Here is a 17960-nt window from a genome sequence, read left to right on the forward strand (position 1 = left end):
TCTTTCCTTTCCAAGATCACTCTGTTTATTTGCCTAACATCTGCTCTGGTTTGACCCAGCTTTCGTATTCTGCTTCGGTTACTAGACCTGAAGTGACTGCTGCCTGTTTTAGTGTTGTATTTTCTGCAAAAGCTTTTTTGGCGATTTTCGCCCCATTATCATATCCAATATGTGGATTTAAAGCTGTAACAAGCATTAACGATTGTTCCACATATTGAGTCATTTTTTCCTGATCTGCCTTGATTCCAACCAAACAATTTTGATCAAAAGAACGCAGTCCATCGGTTAATAATTCAATGCTTTGGATCAAATTATGCGCCATTACCGGCATGTAGACATTTAATTCAAAGTTTCCTTGTGAAGCTCCCATGCCAATCGTGGTATCATTTCCCATCACTTGTATGGCAATCATGGTCAAAGCTTCCGATTGTGTTGGATTGATTTTCCCAGGCATGATAGAACTGCCTGGCTCATTGGCGGGAATCGTGATTTCGCCCAAACCGCTTCGCGGACCACTTGCCATCCAGCGGATATCATTCGCCATTTTCATTGCATTGGCAGCTAGCGCTTTTAACGCACCAGAAGTAAAAACAATCGCGTCTTTATTAGCTAAACCATGAAATTTATTGGGATCTTCTGAAAATTGATTGCTCATTTCTTGATTCAAGTGAGTAAAAAATGATTGAATATATTCTTTAGACGCATTCAGCCCAGTTCCTACAGCTGTGCCGCCAAGTGCCAATTGTTTAAGCTCACTCAGCGTTAACTCTAGCATCTGATAACTGTGTTCAAGACCCGAACGCCAACCGCTGATTTCTTGGGCAAAAGTCACTGGAGTTGCGTCTTGTAAATGGGTCCGTCCGATTTTAATGATCTTTTCATTTTCAGTTTCAAGTGTATGTAACGTTTTAAGCATTTGTTTCATCACAGGAAATAATTGCTGCTCGATCAACTGCACGCCTGCTACATGAATCGCTGTTGGAAACACATCATTTGAACTTTGAGACATATTGACATGATCATTGGGATGAACGGTTACGCCAGATTTAGCTGCTAAATGGGCAATCACTTCGTTAACATTCATATTGGTTTGCGTACCGCTACCAGTTTGCCATAAAGATAATGGAAAATGCTCATCTACCTCGCCTTTAATGATCTGATCTGCGGCTTGTTGGATGGCTTGACTGATTACTGTGTCTAATTTTCCAGTTGCTTCATTCGCTTTCGCTGCATTCTTTTTTACTAATGCTAGTGCCCGAATCAGAGCTATTGGCATTTTCTCTATCCCAATATTAAAATTTTGGCGGCTACGCTCGGTTTGCGCTCCCCAAAGTACCGTTTCAGGAACTTGAATTTCTCCCATAGAATCCTGTTCAATACGATAAGACATGCTTGTGATCCTCCCCTTTTTTCACACTTTACTATCACTATACTGTAAACCAATCTCGATTTACAGTAAAAATCCTTTATTCAGGAAAAAGACAGAAAAAAAATCAGCAATCCTTTCGATCACTGATTTCTACTTTTAATTTTTAACCTTACCTTCATTACTATGTTTATAGCCATACCCAAAATAAATTGCAAAGCCTAAAACTAATGCTATTACAAAAGCCTTCCAAGTCGCAGCCTGTAATTGCAGCATCAAACCAATGCTAACGATGACTAATAAAATCGGGACAAACGGAACAAATGGAATTTTAAATTCCCCCGGTTTAGGATCGCCAGCTACTTTTCTTAAACGAATAATCCCGATCGCCATCACGATCAAATACATCAAGGTCACAATATTCGTCAATTCAGCTAGTAACTCCATCGGGACTAAACCAGCAAAAATCATCGTGCAAATCCCTGCTACATACGTTGCATTTTTCGGTGTACGATTTTTTTCATCGATTTTACTCATAAACTTCGGCAATAAACCATCTTTACTGATGGCATAAATAATTCTTGCTAGACTATACATCATAGAAATCGTCACAGTCAACAGTGTTAAAATCGCCCCTACAGAAATCACACCAGCCACACCATCACGTTGAACAAAACGCATCGCAAACGCTACTGGATCTTTCACGCCAAGTGCATCAAACGGCACGATTCCTGTTAACACTAATGTTACGATCACATATAAAACAGTAGCAATAATGATTGAGCCAATGATTCCTTTTGGGATATCTTTTTGCGGATTTTTTACTTCTTCTGCGGTCATACTCACGGCATCAAAACCTAAAAATGCAAAGAAAACAACTGCAGCTCCACTGACTACGCCTGAAAATCCAAACGGCATAAATGGCTGCCAATTATCAGGTTTCACATAAAAAATACCGACTACTAAAAAGAGCGCAATAATTCCAAACTTAACAAAAACCATCACATTATTTAAACGCAACGCTGTTTTCGCTTCTAGCGATACCCAAAATGTAACAGCTAACAGAACCAACATTGCAATCAAATCAACATAGGTGCCATTCGCTGGGTTGTATGCTCCGCTCAACGCTTTCGGTAAATCCACACCAAAGCTATTTAAAAAGCCATGAACATAACCAGACCAACCAGAGGCCACCGAAGAGACCGCTAAAAAGAACTCACAAATCACTAACCAACCTGTCATCCAAGCAACCAGTTCACCAAACACAACATACATATAAGCATACGGCCCACCAATTGCTGGAATTCTTGATGCAAATTCTGCATAACACAATCCAGCTAAAATAATCGCACCTGCCGCAACTAAAAATGAAAGTGACAACGCAGGCCCCGCATATTGTTCAGCCGCAACACCTGTCACGACAAAAATTCCTGTTCCAACAATCGCACCGATCCCAAGCATGATCAAGTCCATTGTTTTTAAATCCTTTTTCATTGAGCTTGGCTCACTTGAGACCGCCGTCAGCTCTTTTTTCCGAAACATCGACATTTCTTTTCCTCCAATAAATCAATCCGTTTTCTAGTCTTAATAATTGCAAAATTTCCTCATAAAAATAAGCGTAAATATGACATTTACGCTTTCATATACCCTAAAAGGATACCACCTAAAATAACGAATAAGCAACCAATAATAACATATCTCATTTCTTTTTTAGACTTGTGCTCCCCAAGTAGGTAGATTCCGCCTAAAGTTGAGATAATAATGCCCATTTGAGACAATGAGAAACTGATTGCTAAACCAATTTGACGCATCGTTAATAGCATACAGATATTCCCTAAGCCCCACAAAAGACCGCAACTCATATTCCGCCAAACAAAGCGATCCAATTTGACCTTTTTAAAGGCAAAGAAACTAGCACCAATCACCATACCAATACTTTGAGGTAAAATAATGCCCATCGGATCAAGTCCAGCTGCATTGATAATGATCGTATATGCGCCATAACCGATTGTCGAGACGATCAATGCCCGCAATCCTTTGTTAAAATCAAGCATCTTGTTCGTTGTTTTCACACCACTGTCATCATCTTGCCGAGCTGTTAAATACGCCCCCAACACCAATAACCCAAGTGCAATAAACCCTAAAAGAAAATCTCGACTGCCTTTCCATTCATGAAAAAACACAGCGCCAGCAATCGTATTGACGATCAGCTGCATTCCCGTTGAAACAGGTAATCCTACAGATACACCTAAGTATTTCATGCCGTGGAATTGTTGGTTTTGCCCAACACTCCAGAACAATCCCGATAAAATGCCGATCACGATCATCTGGATAGTGATCACGGGCTGGACAACCAAAAAGATAATTATCGAGAAAAACAATGCGCCAATGGTCATGCCTAGTGTCTGCTGATTGGCGCTACCACCGATTTTGCCACTGACAAGACCAATACTGCCCCAAGCAAACATCGGGATCAAAGCCACTAATAATTCCATAATATGCTCCTATCAAAAGTATAATAAGTTTAGTCTAACAATAAAAGCGTTTGCTATGCAACCATAAGATAGGGAAAAGTTTGAGAGAATAGTGACTTGAAAGAGCGTACTCTTTTTAACAATAATACATACAGAAACCATTATAGACTCTATCTTTTCCATATCTAATTCTAAATACAAGCATGTAGCAAAAAAATAATGTGCTACAATTCCTCTTGAAATCTCTCTTATGTAGAACCGTTTCAGACGTAAGCATATCTACAATTAATTTGATGTTTTTTGTTTTATAGGCTGATGTTAAACAGTATAAGGCGACTTTGGGAGCTTTGCATCTTCTGAGATTTCATCACTTACATTCATAAGCACCTCCACTTTTCAGAAGTAGCCACCAACATAACTTCTCTACACTAAAAAGTATAGCATACTACTCACCCCCTTTGCATGAATTATTTTACTTTTATGTACCTATTTTGGCTAAATTAGAAATGACTTCAAAATTTTTTCTGTTATTTTCCCTTATATATAGGGAGCAATTTTTCGTGTTATTTAATAAGGTTTACGAGCAAAATTAGGTTGCGTATTCGCATTCTTTTCATATATACTTAAAGAGTAGGATAGAAAATTAAAAACAAAATATAAAAATAAATTGGCACTTCAAAATCTGGCGACAACCGGATAATTGAATCCTTGTAAAGACAGCATCAACTGCCCAAACGAGTTGCCAATAGTGTTAATAACATGTACTAGCTTCTTTTGCTGTACCTAAATCTTGCCTATTTTTTCTATAGGTTTGTTAACTTTTGGGTTATTTTAGAAGAAGTGGTAGATGATTCTTAGAGACTATTGTGAACGATATTGGGACATTTCCTGATATCGTTTTTTCTATTCTACAAATTCAAGTAAAGGAGGTTTACTTCAAATAAAAAAAGGCACTTCACCACTTGGCGACAACCAACTGATGAAGCCTTGCATAGATAACATCAACTATCTATACAAGTTGCCAATTGCTAGCACAAAGTCCTAGCATTCTTTATTGTACCCAATTTTACTACATTTTTCTAGTCCGTCTGGAAACTTTTTGTTAAAATCATGTACTTGATAAAGTCTGCAGACTTTTTCTAGATAATTGATAACGGTATTGGTAGTTTTAGGATGATAAAAAGTCGTTGAGTTTTTATCACTGATTTCTCCAATAACGTTTTTTTGTTTTACCCAAAAAGAAGGCGATAGAAATCTACCAGACTTACACTAATCATATACAAGTCATTACTACCGCTAGTTAAAAAAAGTTGCCTAAGTCAATGCGTACATTCGGAAGTGCTGAAGCACAAAATTCAGCACTTCAAAAAAAGGAGAGAACTATTATGAAAAAAGAGTTACATAACCTAAAAGCAATTCCCTATCAAGATATTACCGACTTACAAGATTTACTAGACCATTTATACTCTTGGCAAGAACCACTCGCTGTATTAGATCATTTCTTCCAATTCCGCACAGGTCCAATCAACAAGAAAAAAGTCATCAAAGAATACTATGCATGTGGGCATTTGTTCCACGTTTTTTTTACAGAATTTATCCGTTTAATGGAAGCAGAACAAGCCAAAATCGAAAAATTAAATAGAGAACAAAAAGTAGAAACTCATTTTATTAAGAAATAAAAAAGTGAGTTTTCAGTCTATATTTTTGGACAGCCACAAAACTACGTAGGACAAATTTGTTCTACGTAGTATCTTGAAAATTCTGTGTTTATACTTTTTTCTAATATATTTATCATTTGAGTTAACAGCTCATTGTAATGAACTAGGAGTGTGAAACAACTCTCTCTAAAAAGCGCTTAATCTCCTTTTAGAAATAGTTCATATATTCTCTACTTCTCTATTTATTATTTGCCCTTTTACATTTATAATAAGATTAACTAACACTTTAGGAGAAAATTAAATGACATTATATTCAGATAGACAAGATGCACTGGCACAGCTAAAAACTATTGATTCTAATAAAAAGGATTATCTTATTATTCATTACGCTTGCGAAAGTTTTTATGAAGAAAATGGTGAAACCTCAAGAGTTGTATGTATTGCGGTTAGGCAACTAGATGATGGTCAAACTACAATGTTTACAATAAACCAAATGGCCGAGCTTAAAAAAATTCCATCTAATAAAATTAAAGAAAAAATTGATAACTTAGAAAAAGAACTTTTAAAAAGATTTTTTGAATTTGTAAACCGAAACTCCAGTAAAAAGTGGATTCACTGGAGTATGCGTGATCATAATTATGGTTTCAAAGCCATTGAACACAGATACGAAACACTTCGAGGTAAACCAGAACTTATACATGATTATAATAAAATTGATTTTGCGTGGATGTTGGTAAAAATTTACGGTAAGAATTATGCTCCAAAATCAAAAATGAAAAATCTCTTGTCAATAAATAATATTGATCAGCGAGATTTTTTAAGTGGAGAAGAAGAAGCAGAAGCAATAAAACAATCTGAATATATAAAAGTAAATATGTCCACAGCAAGTAAAGTTGAGCTATTTTCTCACTATCTTTCCCTTGCGGCTAATGGGAGATTAAAAACTAACACAAAAAAAAGTGAAATCTATGGGACTAGCATAAAAGGAAAGTTTTTGGCATTTAAAGAAACTATTTTGTATAAGATAATTAAATATACACTAAATCTAGTTATTGGAGTAATTGCAGGAATACTCATAGAACGGTATTTTTTTTAATTATTGCGTTAAAAAGTGTATCCATTTCCCTTTTTAACACAATAATTCTTCTCCAAAAGTAACGTCTGCTAACTACAAATTACATATTATTTACGTTACTTCGTATAACTTATAAATCTATTATGAACTCCAGTTTTTATTTTTTTAAATTGAGGGAATTATATTTTTTTACATCTTCTACTATGAAAAATAGTGCTGAGAAATAAATCAATTATTTCCCAACACTATTTTTATCTTCGCTCATTAAAATAACTCAAAAAGGGAAACAACAAATTCATCGTTGTGCCTTCTCCTTCAACGGATTCCATCGTCAGCTGATGTCCTAACTTATCCGCAAGACTTTTCGCCAAATACAAGCCTAATCCTGTTGAATGCTGCTCACTTGTCCGACCATTTTCACCTGTAAATCCTTTATCAAAGATTCGATGCTGATCTTCTTTGGGAATTCCAATTCCACTATCTTTCAAAGACAAACACGCGCCTTCTTTCGTCCGTGAAAGTGTAACCGTGATTTCACCGCCAGCCGGTGTATATTTGATTGCATTGCTCACTAATTGTTTAAAAATAAACGCTACCCATTTAGCATCCGTCAATACCATTTGGTCGTTTCCTTCAATTGAAAAACGCAAATTCTTTTGAATAAAATAATTTCCCTGCGTACGAATCACTGATTGAACAATTTCTTTTAACGAATATTCCTGAATCAAATAATCTCTAGAAAAACTGTCCAATCTAGCATAATAAAGAACTTGTTCGACATACTCATCGATTTTACTTAACTCATTTTCGACTAAATAATATTTTTTTTCTGGAATGTCATCTTCAATTGATTGTAAAATCAAATTCACTGCGGCTAAAGGAACTTTGATTTCATGAACCCATGAATCGATATAGTCTTTTTGATCTTGTTGATTGTTGATTGCTTGTTGCATCGTTTGCTGGTGCTCAATCAATAAACCATTAATATAATTTTGAACCAGCTTCTCTTCCGTTTTTGAAGCTTCTTCTAAATAAAGCTCAAGAGAAGGTGGATGTTCTGAAATATCCAAGGAGCGCCACCAACGTTTTTTTAATGAATAATCGATTGCTAGAAAAAGTAATAAGAATAATCCTTGCAATAATACCAAATAACCGATTACCGATGGATTCACGACCATATCTGGAGAAAGCCATAAAATAAAGCAAGTAACTCCAATAAAAAACAGCCAACCAATCAACAGAAGCCAATGATCTTTTAAATACTTCCAAATTGTCATTCTCTTCTCCTATCTATGGCACAATATAGCCTTGTCCTACCTTCGTCTCGATATACCCCTCAAGTCCAGCTTGTTCGATTTTTTTTCTCAAACGATTGATGTTAACAGTCAAGGTATTATCATCTACAAAGCGCTCATCTTCCCACAACGCACGCAACAATTTCTCTCTCGTTAAAATTTTCCCGTGTTTCTTGATCAAAATATACAATAGGCGATATTCATTTTTACTTAAATCGATCACTTCGCCATTGATCTCCATACTACCATTATCAACATTCAACGTAATTCCATTATGTGACATAATCTCACTGCCGACTTCTGAATAATTGTATGAACGGCGCAATAATGCATTGATTTTTGCAATCAGCACATCGATTTGAAATGGCTTTGTAACAAAATCATCAGCGCCCATATTCATTGCCATGATCATATCCATATTGGTATTACGGCTAGAGATGAAAATGATTGGAATTTTTGAAATCTCGCGAATTTTCTGGCACCAGTAGTAGCCATCAAAAACAGGAAGATTGATATCTAATAAAACCAATTGCGGGTCTTCTCGTTGAAAATCTTCTAAAACATTATTAAAGTTTGTTGTTCCAAATGTATCAAATTGCCACTTCTGCAATTCTTCGCTGATCAGTTCACGAATCGTTGTTTCATCTTCTATAATCATGATTTTTGCCATCATTTACCCTCCAGTTGTTTCTTTCTATTGTACCTTATCAGAAAATCCTCGTCATTCATATAGGACTTTTAGCCGAAATTTCAACTGAAAAAATGAAGTAAAATCCAAAAGGTTCTTTTGATCCTTCCATACTTACTCCAGCACAACAACTCCGCTATCAGCTAGTGCTTTTCCAATGAACAAAAAAACACCATCTAAAAGTAAAATTGTCATATTCACACCAAAAAAGATCGACAGTTTTTCGATTCCTTGGATTTTTTCCTTTGTCCTAAGAATCAAATATAAGATAAAATTACTGCCATATGTAAAAATCGTTAGCAATATAACTAGTTCTATCAACATTTTTTTCTCCTCACAAACCCGTTCAATTTTGTATCCACTTACATTTTACACTATTAATCAGAAACAATCTCTTTTAAATAGATCAGACTTTAATTTGCCTCTCTCAACATGTGATAAACCTATTAATGGCCGCATTCTGTTTGATCATCTCGCCATTCTTAATACTATATATGTTTCTAAAAAAAAATTATGTAGACATACAAAGTAAAATTAAGTGGCTCCTCGATAAAGCTATATGAATTACAACTACTTCTCTTCCTTCCAGATCCCTACTACTATTTTCACTAAAAGTATAACAATTATTACTGCTAATTCATACTATTTTCCACATATATTGGGACTATTTAAGCCCCTTTCTTGATACTATTACAATAGGATTAATTTTATCCTTAACACCTTTGATACTTTTCTTTATTCGTTTTACAGTCTTTGCATGGGTAGATATTCGCTGCTATTTAATATGACTTTTGAAAATATAATTCTAACTATTTAGTTTTTTTTCAACCCTTTATTGACCCTAAAAGGGTTTTCCTATAAAATGGATGATAGATAGAAACGAATAGGACAAAAAAAAGCACTTCATAATTTAGCTACCAACTAAATCATGAAGCCCTGAACAGTCAGTGAACACCTGACCAATCAAGTTGCTTAAGCCAATATTTATACATTGACATCTTCCATTTTACTCAATTTTGACAGAAATTTCTAGAGGTTTATACTAGTTTTTTCTGACTTTGGGATGTTTATGCTTATTTATTGAACTTACAATGGCGTTGGATGTGTATCCAACGCCATTTTTTTATCTATTCGTTTCTATCTTGAAAGAACGCTTGCTTACTTTTTAGATCATAACATATAACTGTCAACCAACCATTGACTATATTAAAAGCTGATCCCAACCAGTCTTTTACCCATTCTCCTGGATGATTTAGTAAGTAAGCAGTGATTCTTTAAAATAATAGTCATATACTACTCCCAAGTATTCTTTAAGAAAACACAATGATTAAAAACCAACGTAACCTTTTTCAATACTTCCTTTTATATGAATATCATTGTTTGTATTTTCTTTATTGATGACTATTAGGACTGGAAATAAGCTCAGAGGCTTATTTCCAGTTTCTTTTTTGTTTAGCCGGCAAATCTTCTGAAGCAAAATAGAGCTGTTCTAATTTTTCAAAATCAATTTTATTTGTTAGATCAATAAAGAAGCGACTTTGCCATTTTTGAGTAGCAGCAGCTGTGCTGTTCAAGCCTTGAGCCCAGTCAGGATAGACTCGCAAGGCCATCTTGCCCATTACTTCTTCGTGGCTTAAAATATGCTTTTTCACTAAAATCTCTTTAGGAAAAATGAATTGTCCGATTTTTTCTTGATCAAATACCGTGATGACTAGCATATCTGGTGCAGTCAAAGAAGTATAAGCTTGATTTCGATTGTCCTCATCTTTCTCCCAAAAAACAACAAAATATCCTGATTTCTTGGGCGTTTTTTTTGCCTTTCTACTTCTAAAAGTTTGTTTTCCTATTGAAAAGGTCATTCCTTCGTACTCTTTATTTTGTTCTTCAATTTGGATATTTTCAAAGGATGAACAACTGATTTTATCCAATATTTTTGTTAAATACTCCAATGACTCCATAGATCCATTCCTTTCCAAAAGAGTTCGTTTTATTTTATCATGTAGGTCTGTTGGACATAAAGGATTATACCATTCAACTATTTGCAATTTGAAAAAAAGAGCCTTTATTCGAATTTTAAAAAGCTGAGACATCACTCTAACAGTGAAATCTCAGCTTTTTTATTGAACCTATTCTTCATACCCATCTTCATCATCTAATTCTGGAAGCTCGATTTTCTCTATGGCATTTTTTCCGATGCCACACAAATAATCTGTAAGTTCATCGATCTGCTCAATTTGTGAAACAGCCGCTTCGATGACCATAGCCAGATTCAATCCAGATAACACGCGTAGATTCGGATGCTCGCTCATTTGCATCATTCCCACATTACATGGGGTTCCACCTTTTAGATCAGCTAATATCAATACCTGTCGATTCCCTAAGCTGTCAAGGATTTGTACTAATTTTTTTGTTGTACCAGACATCCCGTCAGCTTCGGTCATTGACACTACTTCCGCATCTATTAACTCTCCAACGATCATTTTTGCTGAATGCAATGTTTCTGCCGCCATGTTCCCATGGCTCATCAAAATCAATTTTGGTTTCATTGTTGTTCCCTCCACTTACTCATCCTTTTTTAAATCATCAAGGACATCTGAGATACGTCGATTATTTTGCTTTAATAGCTTTTTGGCTTCTGTCAACTCGACTTCTCCTTTAATCATGACAATCGCTTCTGCTACCTGGTTTTGAGCTTGTGCCAAGTATTCTTTTGCAGTGGCTAAACCAACTCCTGTTGCATCATGAATAATATGGATTGAGCGCTGGATCAGTTTTTCATTTGTTGGTTGAACATTGACCATTAAATTCTGATACACATTCCCAACTTTCACCATCACGCCTGTTGAAAACATATTTAAAACCATTTTTTGTGCAGTCCCTGCTTTCATCCGTGTTGATCCAGTGATCACCTCTGGTCCAACTACTGGTGCAATGCCAAAAGTTGCCATTCTATTCATTTCACTCGCTTCATTACAGGTGATAGCTATTGTCAGCGCACCAACTTTTTCAGCATATTCAATAGCTCCGATTGCGTAAGGTGTTCTCCCGCTAGCTGCAACCGAGATGAGCACATCTTTCTCCGTTAGTTGATGTGTTTTTAAATCTGCTTCAGCCAGTTCTTTTGAATCTTCAGCGCCTTCTACAGCGTGAAACATCGCTTCTTTTCCCCCAGCAATAAGACCAAATGCTTTATCTGGTGAAACACTATATGTTGGCGTCAACTCGATTGCATCCAATGCTCCTAAACGCCCAGATGTTCCTGCACCGCAATAAATCAAACGTCCACCTTTTTTATAACGCTCAGCAGCTTGATCAATCGCCTCTGCTAATTCAGGCAACACTTTCTCTACTGCCAATGCAACTTTTTGATCTTCTTGATTGATGATCGTTATCATATCGATCGTTGATAACTGATCGATATTCATGCTTCGTGTATTCCGAGTTTCAGTTGTCAATTCGTCTAACTTCATCGTTCATCCCTACTTTTCTTTCAGTTTCTCTACTAGTTTTCTTGTATCTGTCATATTTTTTTCAATCGTCGTATCTAAATCATCCTGAATAGAGCCTAAATACAGCACATCCCCGACTGCCATAGTGGAAGCAATCGAAGCAATTGCGCCAACTCTTAGTAAATGCTCATTTGCTGGTACTAGTAAAACTTCATCGCTTAGCTCAATGATCCGTTCACTTTCATTTCTAGTAATAAAGATGATTTTGGTTTTATTTTGTCGAGCAATTTCACACGCAATCAAAACTTCTTTAGAAAGACCGCTATAAGAAATTGCAACCAAAACATCGTCAGGTTTAGAATAATTCAAAAATTCAAATTGCATATGAACGTCGTAATTAAATACGGCTTTTTTTCCAGCTCGATTGAATTTATGATACAAATCATATGCTGTTAAAGACGAAGAACCTATGCCCATCAGATAAATAGTTTCTGCTTGCTTGATTCCATCAATCGATCGTTTTAAGGCTGATTTATCAACAAGATCAAATAAATCCTCGATTGTCGTATTTAGCAATGACTCAACTTTAGCGCATAAGGTTTCGATGGAATCATCCGTTGATACGATCGGATCGATTTTTTTTGGAGCGTGATCTGCTCCTTGTTTGGTCGCAATCGCAAGTTTTAATTCTTCCCAACTATCAAATGTCAGTAACTTAGAAAAACGGGTTACTGAGGCTGGAGATGTCTCACTATTGGATGCAATTTCATTCGCTGTTAATGAAAGGACCAGTGTGGGATCTTTCAAAATATAATCAGCGATTTTTCGATTGACCTTAGAAAAGTTTTTGTATTTTTGTCGGATAATTTTGATTGCATCCATCTAGCTCAACTCCTACTTCTTATTTAATAAAATTTAATATTGATTCGTCTGATTCAGACGGTATCATTTGCGCTGTGATTTTTATACCTTGTTCATCTAAACGTTTGATTGTCTGAATGTCTGTTTCAGTCACCGCCACGGATTTTTTGATTGATTTACTACCAGCTTTTTGCGAAATGTTCCCAACATTGAAGGCTTTTAATGGGACACCGCCATCGATCAAGTCTGCCATATCTCGTATGTCTTTAGTAATCAAGAAAACTTTTTCATCATCATAATTACCAGCCAAGATTTTTTCGATTGCTTTTCGTTTAGATAAAATCGACAACTTAACGCCTGCTGGTTTTGCCATCTTCAAAGCGCCTATTTGCATTTGATCCTTGACTGCTAAATCGTTTACGACCATAATTCTTTGAGCTCCTAAGGTATTCGTCCAAACTGTTGCGACTTGACCATGGATCAAACGTTCATCTACACGTGCATTTTTTATTGACATTGTTCATCATCCTTTTTTTAAAATTTGCTTTCTAAAAGAGATTTCCGATCCAAGACGTAATTCCTTGTAAATTCCCTAAAACCATTCCAAGTAAAATCAAAACGAAGATCAAACGCGTTGAATTCATTTTCTTCTTGCCCAGTAACCAGTATGAGAGCATTACGATCGATAATGGAATCAACGCTGGCAAAATTTTATCCAACATTTCTTGAATAGATAAGGTCACTTCACCCATTTTATAGGTCAACTCTAGTTTATAAGTTATGACAGAAGGAATCAATCCTCCAACAACCGTTAATCCAAGAATTGCCGCAGCTTGCGTCAGTAGTTTCATTTTGTCAGCAAATTCAGTTGCGATTTTTTTCCCTTGATTATACCCAATCCACGTAAACTTATAACGTACCCAGAGAACAACTCCCCCTGCTATAAGTGGAATCATTAAACCAAAGGCTTGTCCTCCTTGTGCCATATAAGCAGCAATTGAAAAAACAATTGCACGATAAATTGCAATAAATAGCGTATCACCCACACCTGCAAACGGACCCATCAATCCTGTTTTTAATCCAGTGATTGCTTGATCATCTTCAATCCCGATCTCTTCTTCCAAAGCCATATCAGCACCAATAATCAAGTGAGACATGGCAGGTGTTGTGTTAAAAAAGCCCATTTGAGTTTTAAGTGCTTTTTTCATTTTTTCAGGATCGTCACTATACAAGCGTTTCAATGCCGGCATGATCACATACGAGTAACCGAGTCCTTGCATTTTTTCGTAATTCCATCCCCATTGTAAACTGAATAGATTTCTCCAGTAAACTTTCTTGATGTCTTTTTTCGTTAATTTGTTAGTCATCGATCTCTACCTCCTCATCGTCTTCGTAGACTACTGTTCCAGCAGAAGTTGCAGTTCCTCTATTGTTTTGATTCATAACATAGATAGCAGCTAATGCTAAACCAACTAATGCAACTCCTAAAACAGAGAAGAACGCTGCACCATACGCTAACAATACAAACCCAATAATAAAATATGGCCAATACGTTTTAATCGGTAGATAGCGCATCAAGATTGCAATTCCCATCGCAGGTAAAATTGCACCAGCTGCTTTTAGTCCATTCATGACCCATACTGGAATCCATTCATTGATCACGGTTACAACTTGTTCGCCAAACGTTAATCCAATAAACACTGGAATCACTCGTGATAGTGTCCATGGAAATATGCCCAAGATATTGCAACGCTCAACACCTTTGTAATTTCCTTCTTCTGCGTATTTATCTGCCTTATGTTGAAAGAATGTGTTCGTCATTCTGCCAAGGATATCCAATTGCGTCAAGAGTAACCCAATCGGCACAGCAACGCCGATCCCATATTCAGCTCCTTGTCCAGAAATGATTGCATAAGCCGTTCCCATGACTGCACCAGAAAGAAAATCTGGAACTGTTGCACCACCATAAGTTGCCACACCAAGCGTCATTAATTGTAAGGTCGCGCCAATCATCAAACCTGTTTGAACATCACCCAAAACCAAACCTGTAAAGGTTGCTGCAAATAATGGTGTATATGGCCCAATTTGTATAGAAATTTGATCTAAGACACCTACTGCCGTATAGATACATAAAATAAGAATAATGCCGATAGAAATCTCCATTTTTAATTCCCCCTCGTAGATAGAACACCGTTCTGTTTCATTTTCTCAAAAATAGTAACTCATGAACAAAAAAAGAATGCGCTTTCTTCATAAACAGAATACCATTTAAGAAACCAAATTTCAACACTTTTATTTTTTTCAAAATAAAGAAATCAAATTTCATTAAATGAATACAAAAAAATGTGGAGCAAAACTGACTTTCGTTTTGCTCCACATTCTGTTCTATATCTAAATGAGCAGAAAAAAATAAACTGAGTTATTTCAACTTCATTCATCAACTATCTTGCTGCTTGGTAAGAAAAATCAAGAATATTTCTATAGCTATCCACTGACTTCTTATGTAATTGTCATTATATAGATCACTGAATTCTTTGAGAAATCGACCATGTTTCATATTCTGGCATATCAAAAATATATTTTTCCCTATGTGTTTTTTTATACTCTTTTTCAATCAATTGGATCGTGTCGCTCGCTGTATCATTTTCTAAAGCATATCCATTAAAAATATAAAAAATCACCAGTGTACATTTTTCATCTATAGCCATCAATTTTGGTAAAGTAGCAGCCAAAGTTGTCGAATTTATTTTTTCAACTAGCTGACTTGCTTCTGCTTCTAAATATTGATAATAATCAATAAATTCTTGATCGATTTTGATTGTTTGGTCCACTGATGCGACATACTCTTTTAGCGAAATATTCCATATAAACGCTTCCACGATGTTTCCTCCCATCCTACAATTATTCCATTCCTCTTCCCCCAACAAACAGATAAAATAAAAAAATTTAGACATCACTTATTCTTTTTCATTTCCTATTAAATATCTCCTACTAAGATAGCACAAGCAACCTATTTTTTTCCATTAAAATGGCTATTTTTTCAACATAAATAAAGGATATTATTCTTTTTCTCTTTTTTTGTCACTATTTTGAATACATTACAAATTATTTTGTTCATAGTAATGACTGATATATCGGTCAACCTCTCGTAATTGAACTGATTCAATATGCTGGCTTTTGATAAAGTAAAAACTCCTTTGATATTCTTTACTTAAAGGATTCCATTTTATTTTTTCAGTCAAGGCTTTCTTTGATAAGATTGATTGCCCGATACCTTGTTCCAAACACCTGACGATCATTTCATTGTTTTTGATCAACATTTTCTGTGGAGTCAGATTATGCTCTAAAAAATAGCGCTCTGTATAATGAAAAACACCAGAATTCTCTTCTCGAACTAGCCATAAATCTTGTGAAAAATCACCTGCATGAACTAGTTCATCCGTTAAAATTTGTTGTCGTATAATCAAGTTTGTTATTAACGGTTTTTCAATAAACCCAAAGTGTGCTTGGTGCTTTTCAATTCTATCTAGCACTTGCTCTGAATTATCCATATCTAAAATAAATGAGACTGCAGGAAATTGCTGACTTAATTGTTTCATTAATTCTGGCAGATAGTAAACCGCAAATGTATTTGAAGCAACGATTCTACATGTTTCTCTGGGAATCGTTTGAATTTGTAACGCATGTAAAGTATCCTCCCAATCATCCGATAAATTAAGCAGATGATGGTATAAAATATCGGCTTGCTTTGTCGCACTGATTTCTTGCCGACCATTTCTAATAAATAATTGAATATTTAACTCTTCTTCTAGTTGTTTGATCTGGTTAGATACTGCTGGTTGGGAAATAAATAAATTTTCCGCAGTCTTTGAAAAGTTTTTTGTTTCGTATACAGAGCGGAATGTTTTCAGTAATTTAAACATAGAGACCCTTTCCATTCGTTTTAGTTATAGATAATATTTTAACTATTTATTTCTCAAATGCAAATTATTTCGTTATACTGGATGTATAGTTAGACAAGGAAAGAAGATGAATGATTTAGTGGAAAACAATAATACAAAGTACTCATATTTAACAAAGGCAATGCTTATTCTCCCTGGATTGATGACAGCCTTTATCGTAGCTGTCATCAGTAAAGTTGCAGCTATTTGGCTCCCAACCTTAGGTGCTGCAACTATCGCCATTTTGCTTGGTATTTTACTAGGCAATACTTTTTTGAAAAATCCTGTTTTGGAAAAAGGAACCAAAATAGCCGAAGGTAAGCTCCTTGAATTCTCGGTTGTACTGTTAGGAGCAACCGTTACCTTTCAAACTATCGCTCAAATTGGTTTTAAAGGCGGTATTTTTATTCTTTTGCAAATGACTTTAACCATTCTTGCTTCTTATGTACTTGGTAAAAAGATGCAGTTTTCAGATAATATGTCCCTATTGATGGCTGGCGGAAATGCGGTCTGCGGCTCTTCTGCGGTTGCTTCGATTGCACCTGCTATTCATGCTAAAGAAGAAGAAAAAGGACAGATCATCACACTGGTAAACTTATTAGGAACGATTCTTATGTTGCTGCTCCCTATTATCGGCTCTCTTATTTATGGGAGTGATGTTTTAACTAAGAGTGCTTTGATCGGTGGTATTTTGCAATCAGTAGGGCAGGTGGTTGCAAGTGCTAGTATGGTTAATGAACAAGTCGTAGAGCTTGCTATGCTATTTAAAATCATGCGGATCATGCTGCTTGTGGTGGTCGTTTATCTTTTTGGCAAATTCAAACATCAACGATCTGACATTTCAGCCACTACTAACACTTCCCCTAAAAAAAAGAGTTCTGCTTTACCGTGGTACGTTGTAGGTTTTGTGTTGTTTTGTGTTATAAATAGTCTGATTCATTTACCAGCAAGTCTAAGCGAAACAGCCCACTTTTTCAGCGGTTGGTTTGAAATCACTGCATTGGCTGCCATCGGCTTACGTTTAGATTTTCAAAAATTCTTCAAAGAAGGAAAACGGTTTTTGATTTATGGCTTATCGGTCGGTTTGATTCAAGTGGTTTTAGCGATCGTTTTGATTGCATTACTAGCTATTTAATTTAAATGAATAAAACAT

At 35.7% G+C, this 17960-nt stretch carries 18 protein-coding genes; 3 read left to right on the forward strand and 15 right to left on the reverse strand.

Features of this window, described 5'->3' with window-relative positions; translation table 11 throughout:
* Positions 1–25: 25 nt before the first annotated feature.
* From fumC to AC4BB7_RS14020, 3 genes are all read right to left on the reverse strand, one after another.
* Complete coding sequence (gene fumC / locus AC4BB7_RS14010; RefSeq protein ID WP_490483437.1) at positions 26–1390, reverse strand: class II fumarate hydratase; 1365 nt, start codon at positions 1388–1390, stop codon at positions 26–28.
* Between the two features lie 135 nt (positions 1391–1525).
* Positions 1526–2914 (reverse strand): amino acid permease, encoded by a 1389-nt coding sequence (locus AC4BB7_RS14015; RefSeq protein ID WP_086314081.1) that lies wholly within the window; start codon positions 2912–2914, stop codon positions 1526–1528.
* 83 nt (positions 2915–2997) lie between these two features.
* Complete coding sequence (locus AC4BB7_RS14020; RefSeq protein WP_490483438.1) at positions 2998–3861, reverse strand: GRP family sugar transporter; 864 nt, start codon at positions 3859–3861, stop codon at positions 2998–3000.
* 1364 nt (positions 3862–5225) lie between these two features.
* Here AC4BB7_RS14020 and AC4BB7_RS14025 point away from each other — a divergent pair.
* Both AC4BB7_RS14025 and AC4BB7_RS14030 read left to right on the forward strand, forming a co-directional pair.
* Positions 5226–5519: a hypothetical protein gene (locus AC4BB7_RS14025; protein ID WP_490483439.1), complete on the forward strand. Its 294-nt coding sequence runs from the start codon at positions 5226–5228 to the stop codon at positions 5517–5519.
* Between the two features lie 280 nt (positions 5520–5799).
* Positions 5800–6594: a hypothetical protein gene (locus tag AC4BB7_RS14030; protein WP_490483440.1), complete on the forward strand. Its 795-nt coding sequence runs from the start codon at positions 5800–5802 to the stop codon at positions 6592–6594.
* Between the two features lie 230 nt (positions 6595–6824).
* Here AC4BB7_RS14030 and sapS read toward each other — a convergent pair whose 3' ends face one another.
* The 12 genes from sapS to AC4BB7_RS14090 all read right to left on the reverse strand — a co-directional run bounded on the left by sapS (position 6825) and on the right by AC4BB7_RS14090 (position 16789).
* A complete protein-coding gene (gene sapS, locus AC4BB7_RS14035; RefSeq protein ID WP_490483441.1) occupies positions 6825–7850 on the reverse strand; it encodes a two-component system sensor histidine kinase SapS in 1026 nt (341 codons plus the stop codon).
* Positions 7851–7863: 13 nt separating this feature from the next.
* Entirely contained in the window at positions 7864–8538 is a 675-nt protein-coding gene (gene sapR, locus AC4BB7_RS14040) for a two-component system response regulator SapR (protein ID WP_086314084.1), read from the reverse strand.
* 132 nt (positions 8539–8670) lie between these two features.
* On the reverse strand, positions 8671–8880 hold the full coding sequence (locus AC4BB7_RS14045) for a hypothetical protein (protein ID WP_490483442.1): 210 nt from the start codon (positions 8878–8880) through the stop codon (positions 8671–8673).
* 1106 nt (positions 8881–9986) lie between these two features.
* On the reverse strand, positions 9987–10514 hold the full coding sequence (locus AC4BB7_RS14050; RefSeq protein WP_490483443.1) for a MepB family protein: 528 nt from the start codon (positions 10512–10514) through the stop codon (positions 9987–9989).
* A gap of 168 nt (positions 10515–10682) precedes the next feature.
* Entirely contained in the window at positions 10683–11102 is a 420-nt protein-coding gene (locus tag AC4BB7_RS14055; RefSeq protein ID WP_490483444.1) for a PTS sugar transporter subunit IIA, read from the reverse strand.
* A 15-nt stretch (positions 11103–11117) separates the two neighbouring features.
* Positions 11118–12026: an N-acetylmuramic acid 6-phosphate etherase gene (gene murQ / locus AC4BB7_RS14060; protein ID WP_490483445.1), complete on the reverse strand. Its 909-nt coding sequence runs from the start codon at positions 12024–12026 to the stop codon at positions 11118–11120.
* Positions 12027–12035: 9 nt separating this feature from the next.
* Positions 12036–12887, reverse strand: a complete 852-nt coding sequence (locus AC4BB7_RS14065) for a MurR/RpiR family transcriptional regulator (protein WP_490483446.1) — start codon at positions 12885–12887, stop codon at positions 12036–12038.
* 19 nt (positions 12888–12906) lie between these two features.
* Positions 12907–13383 (reverse strand): PTS sugar transporter subunit IIB, encoded by a 477-nt coding sequence (locus AC4BB7_RS14070; RefSeq protein WP_490483447.1) that lies wholly within the window; start codon positions 13381–13383, stop codon positions 12907–12909.
* 31 nt (positions 13384–13414) lie between these two features.
* On the reverse strand, positions 13415–14233 hold the full coding sequence (locus AC4BB7_RS14075; RefSeq protein ID WP_086314098.1) for a PTS system mannose/fructose/sorbose family transporter subunit IID: 819 nt from the start codon (positions 14231–14233) through the stop codon (positions 13415–13417).
* Positions 14226–15029 (reverse strand): PTS mannose/fructose/sorbose/N-acetylgalactosamine transporter subunit IIC, encoded by an 804-nt coding sequence (locus AC4BB7_RS14080; RefSeq protein ID WP_086314099.1) that lies wholly within the window; start codon positions 15027–15029, stop codon positions 14226–14228. Before AC4BB7_RS14080 ends, AC4BB7_RS14075 begins: the two co-directional genes overlap by 8 nt.
* 359 nt (positions 15030–15388) lie before the next feature.
* Positions 15389–15745: a DUF7006 family protein gene (locus AC4BB7_RS14085; protein WP_086314100.1), complete on the reverse strand. Its 357-nt coding sequence runs from the start codon at positions 15743–15745 to the stop codon at positions 15389–15391.
* A gap of 219 nt (positions 15746–15964) precedes the next feature.
* Entirely contained in the window at positions 15965–16789 is an 825-nt protein-coding gene (locus AC4BB7_RS14090) for a LysR substrate-binding domain-containing protein (RefSeq protein WP_490483448.1), read from the reverse strand.
* Between the two features lie 106 nt (positions 16790–16895).
* Between AC4BB7_RS14090 and AC4BB7_RS14095 the strand changes: the two genes are divergently transcribed.
* Positions 16896–17942: a YeiH family protein gene (locus AC4BB7_RS14095; protein WP_086314102.1), complete on the forward strand. Its 1047-nt coding sequence runs from the start codon at positions 16896–16898 to the stop codon at positions 17940–17942.
* Positions 17943–17960: the final 18 nt, after the last annotated feature.

This window comes from Enterococcus sp. AAFC-DPL-5182 (assembly GCF_058216605.1).

Bases quoted from the DNA above. Each gene is read 5' to 3' on its own strand.
- fumC (WP_490483437.1), bottom strand. From the start codon at position 1,390: ATGTCTTATCGTATTGAACAGGATTCTATGGGAGAAATTCAAGTTCCT.
- AC4BB7_RS14015 (WP_086314081.1), bottom strand. From the start codon at position 2,914: ATGTCGATGTTTCGGAAAAAAGAGCTGACGGCGGTCTCAAGTGAGCCA.
- AC4BB7_RS14020 (WP_490483438.1), bottom strand. From the start codon at position 3,861: ATGGAATTATTAGTGGCTTTGATCCCGATGTTTGCTTGGGGCAGTATT.
- AC4BB7_RS14025 (WP_490483439.1), top strand. From the start codon at position 5,226: ATGAAAAAAGAGTTACATAACCTAAAAGCAATTCCCTATCAAGATATT.
- AC4BB7_RS14030 (WP_490483440.1), top strand. From the start codon at position 5,800: ATGACATTATATTCAGATAGACAAGATGCACTGGCACAGCTAAAAACT.
- sapS (WP_490483441.1), bottom strand. From the start codon at position 7,850: ATGACAATTTGGAAGTATTTAAAAGATCATTGGCTTCTGTTGATTGGT.
- sapR (WP_086314084.1), bottom strand. From the start codon at position 8,538: ATGGCAAAAATCATGATTATAGAAGATGAAACAACGATTCGTGAACTG.
- AC4BB7_RS14045 (WP_490483442.1), bottom strand. From the start codon at position 8,880: ATGTTGATAGAACTAGTTATATTGCTAACGATTTTTACATATGGCAGT.
- AC4BB7_RS14050 (WP_490483443.1), bottom strand. From the start codon at position 10,514: ATGGAGTCATTGGAGTATTTAACAAAAATATTGGATAAAATCAGTTGT.
- AC4BB7_RS14055 (WP_490483444.1), bottom strand. From the start codon at position 11,102: ATGAAACCAAAATTGATTTTGATGAGCCATGGGAACATGGCGGCAGAA.
- murQ (WP_490483445.1), bottom strand. From the start codon at position 12,026: ATGAAGTTAGACGAATTGACAACTGAAACTCGGAATACACGAAGCATG.
- AC4BB7_RS14065 (WP_490483446.1), bottom strand. From the start codon at position 12,887: ATGGATGCAATCAAAATTATCCGACAAAAATACAAAAACTTTTCTAAG.
- AC4BB7_RS14070 (WP_490483447.1), bottom strand. From the start codon at position 13,383: ATGTCAATAAAAAATGCACGTGTAGATGAACGTTTGATCCATGGTCAA.
- AC4BB7_RS14075 (WP_086314098.1), bottom strand. From the start codon at position 14,233: ATGACTAACAAATTAACGAAAAAAGACATCAAGAAAGTTTACTGGAGA.
- AC4BB7_RS14080 (WP_086314099.1), bottom strand. From the start codon at position 15,029: ATGGAGATTTCTATCGGCATTATTCTTATTTTATGTATCTATACGGCA.
- AC4BB7_RS14090 (WP_490483448.1), bottom strand. From the start codon at position 16,789: ATGTTTAAATTACTGAAAACATTCCGCTCTGTATACGAAACAAAAAAC.
- AC4BB7_RS14095 (WP_086314102.1), top strand. From the start codon at position 16,896: ATGAATGATTTAGTGGAAAACAATAATACAAAGTACTCATATTTAACA.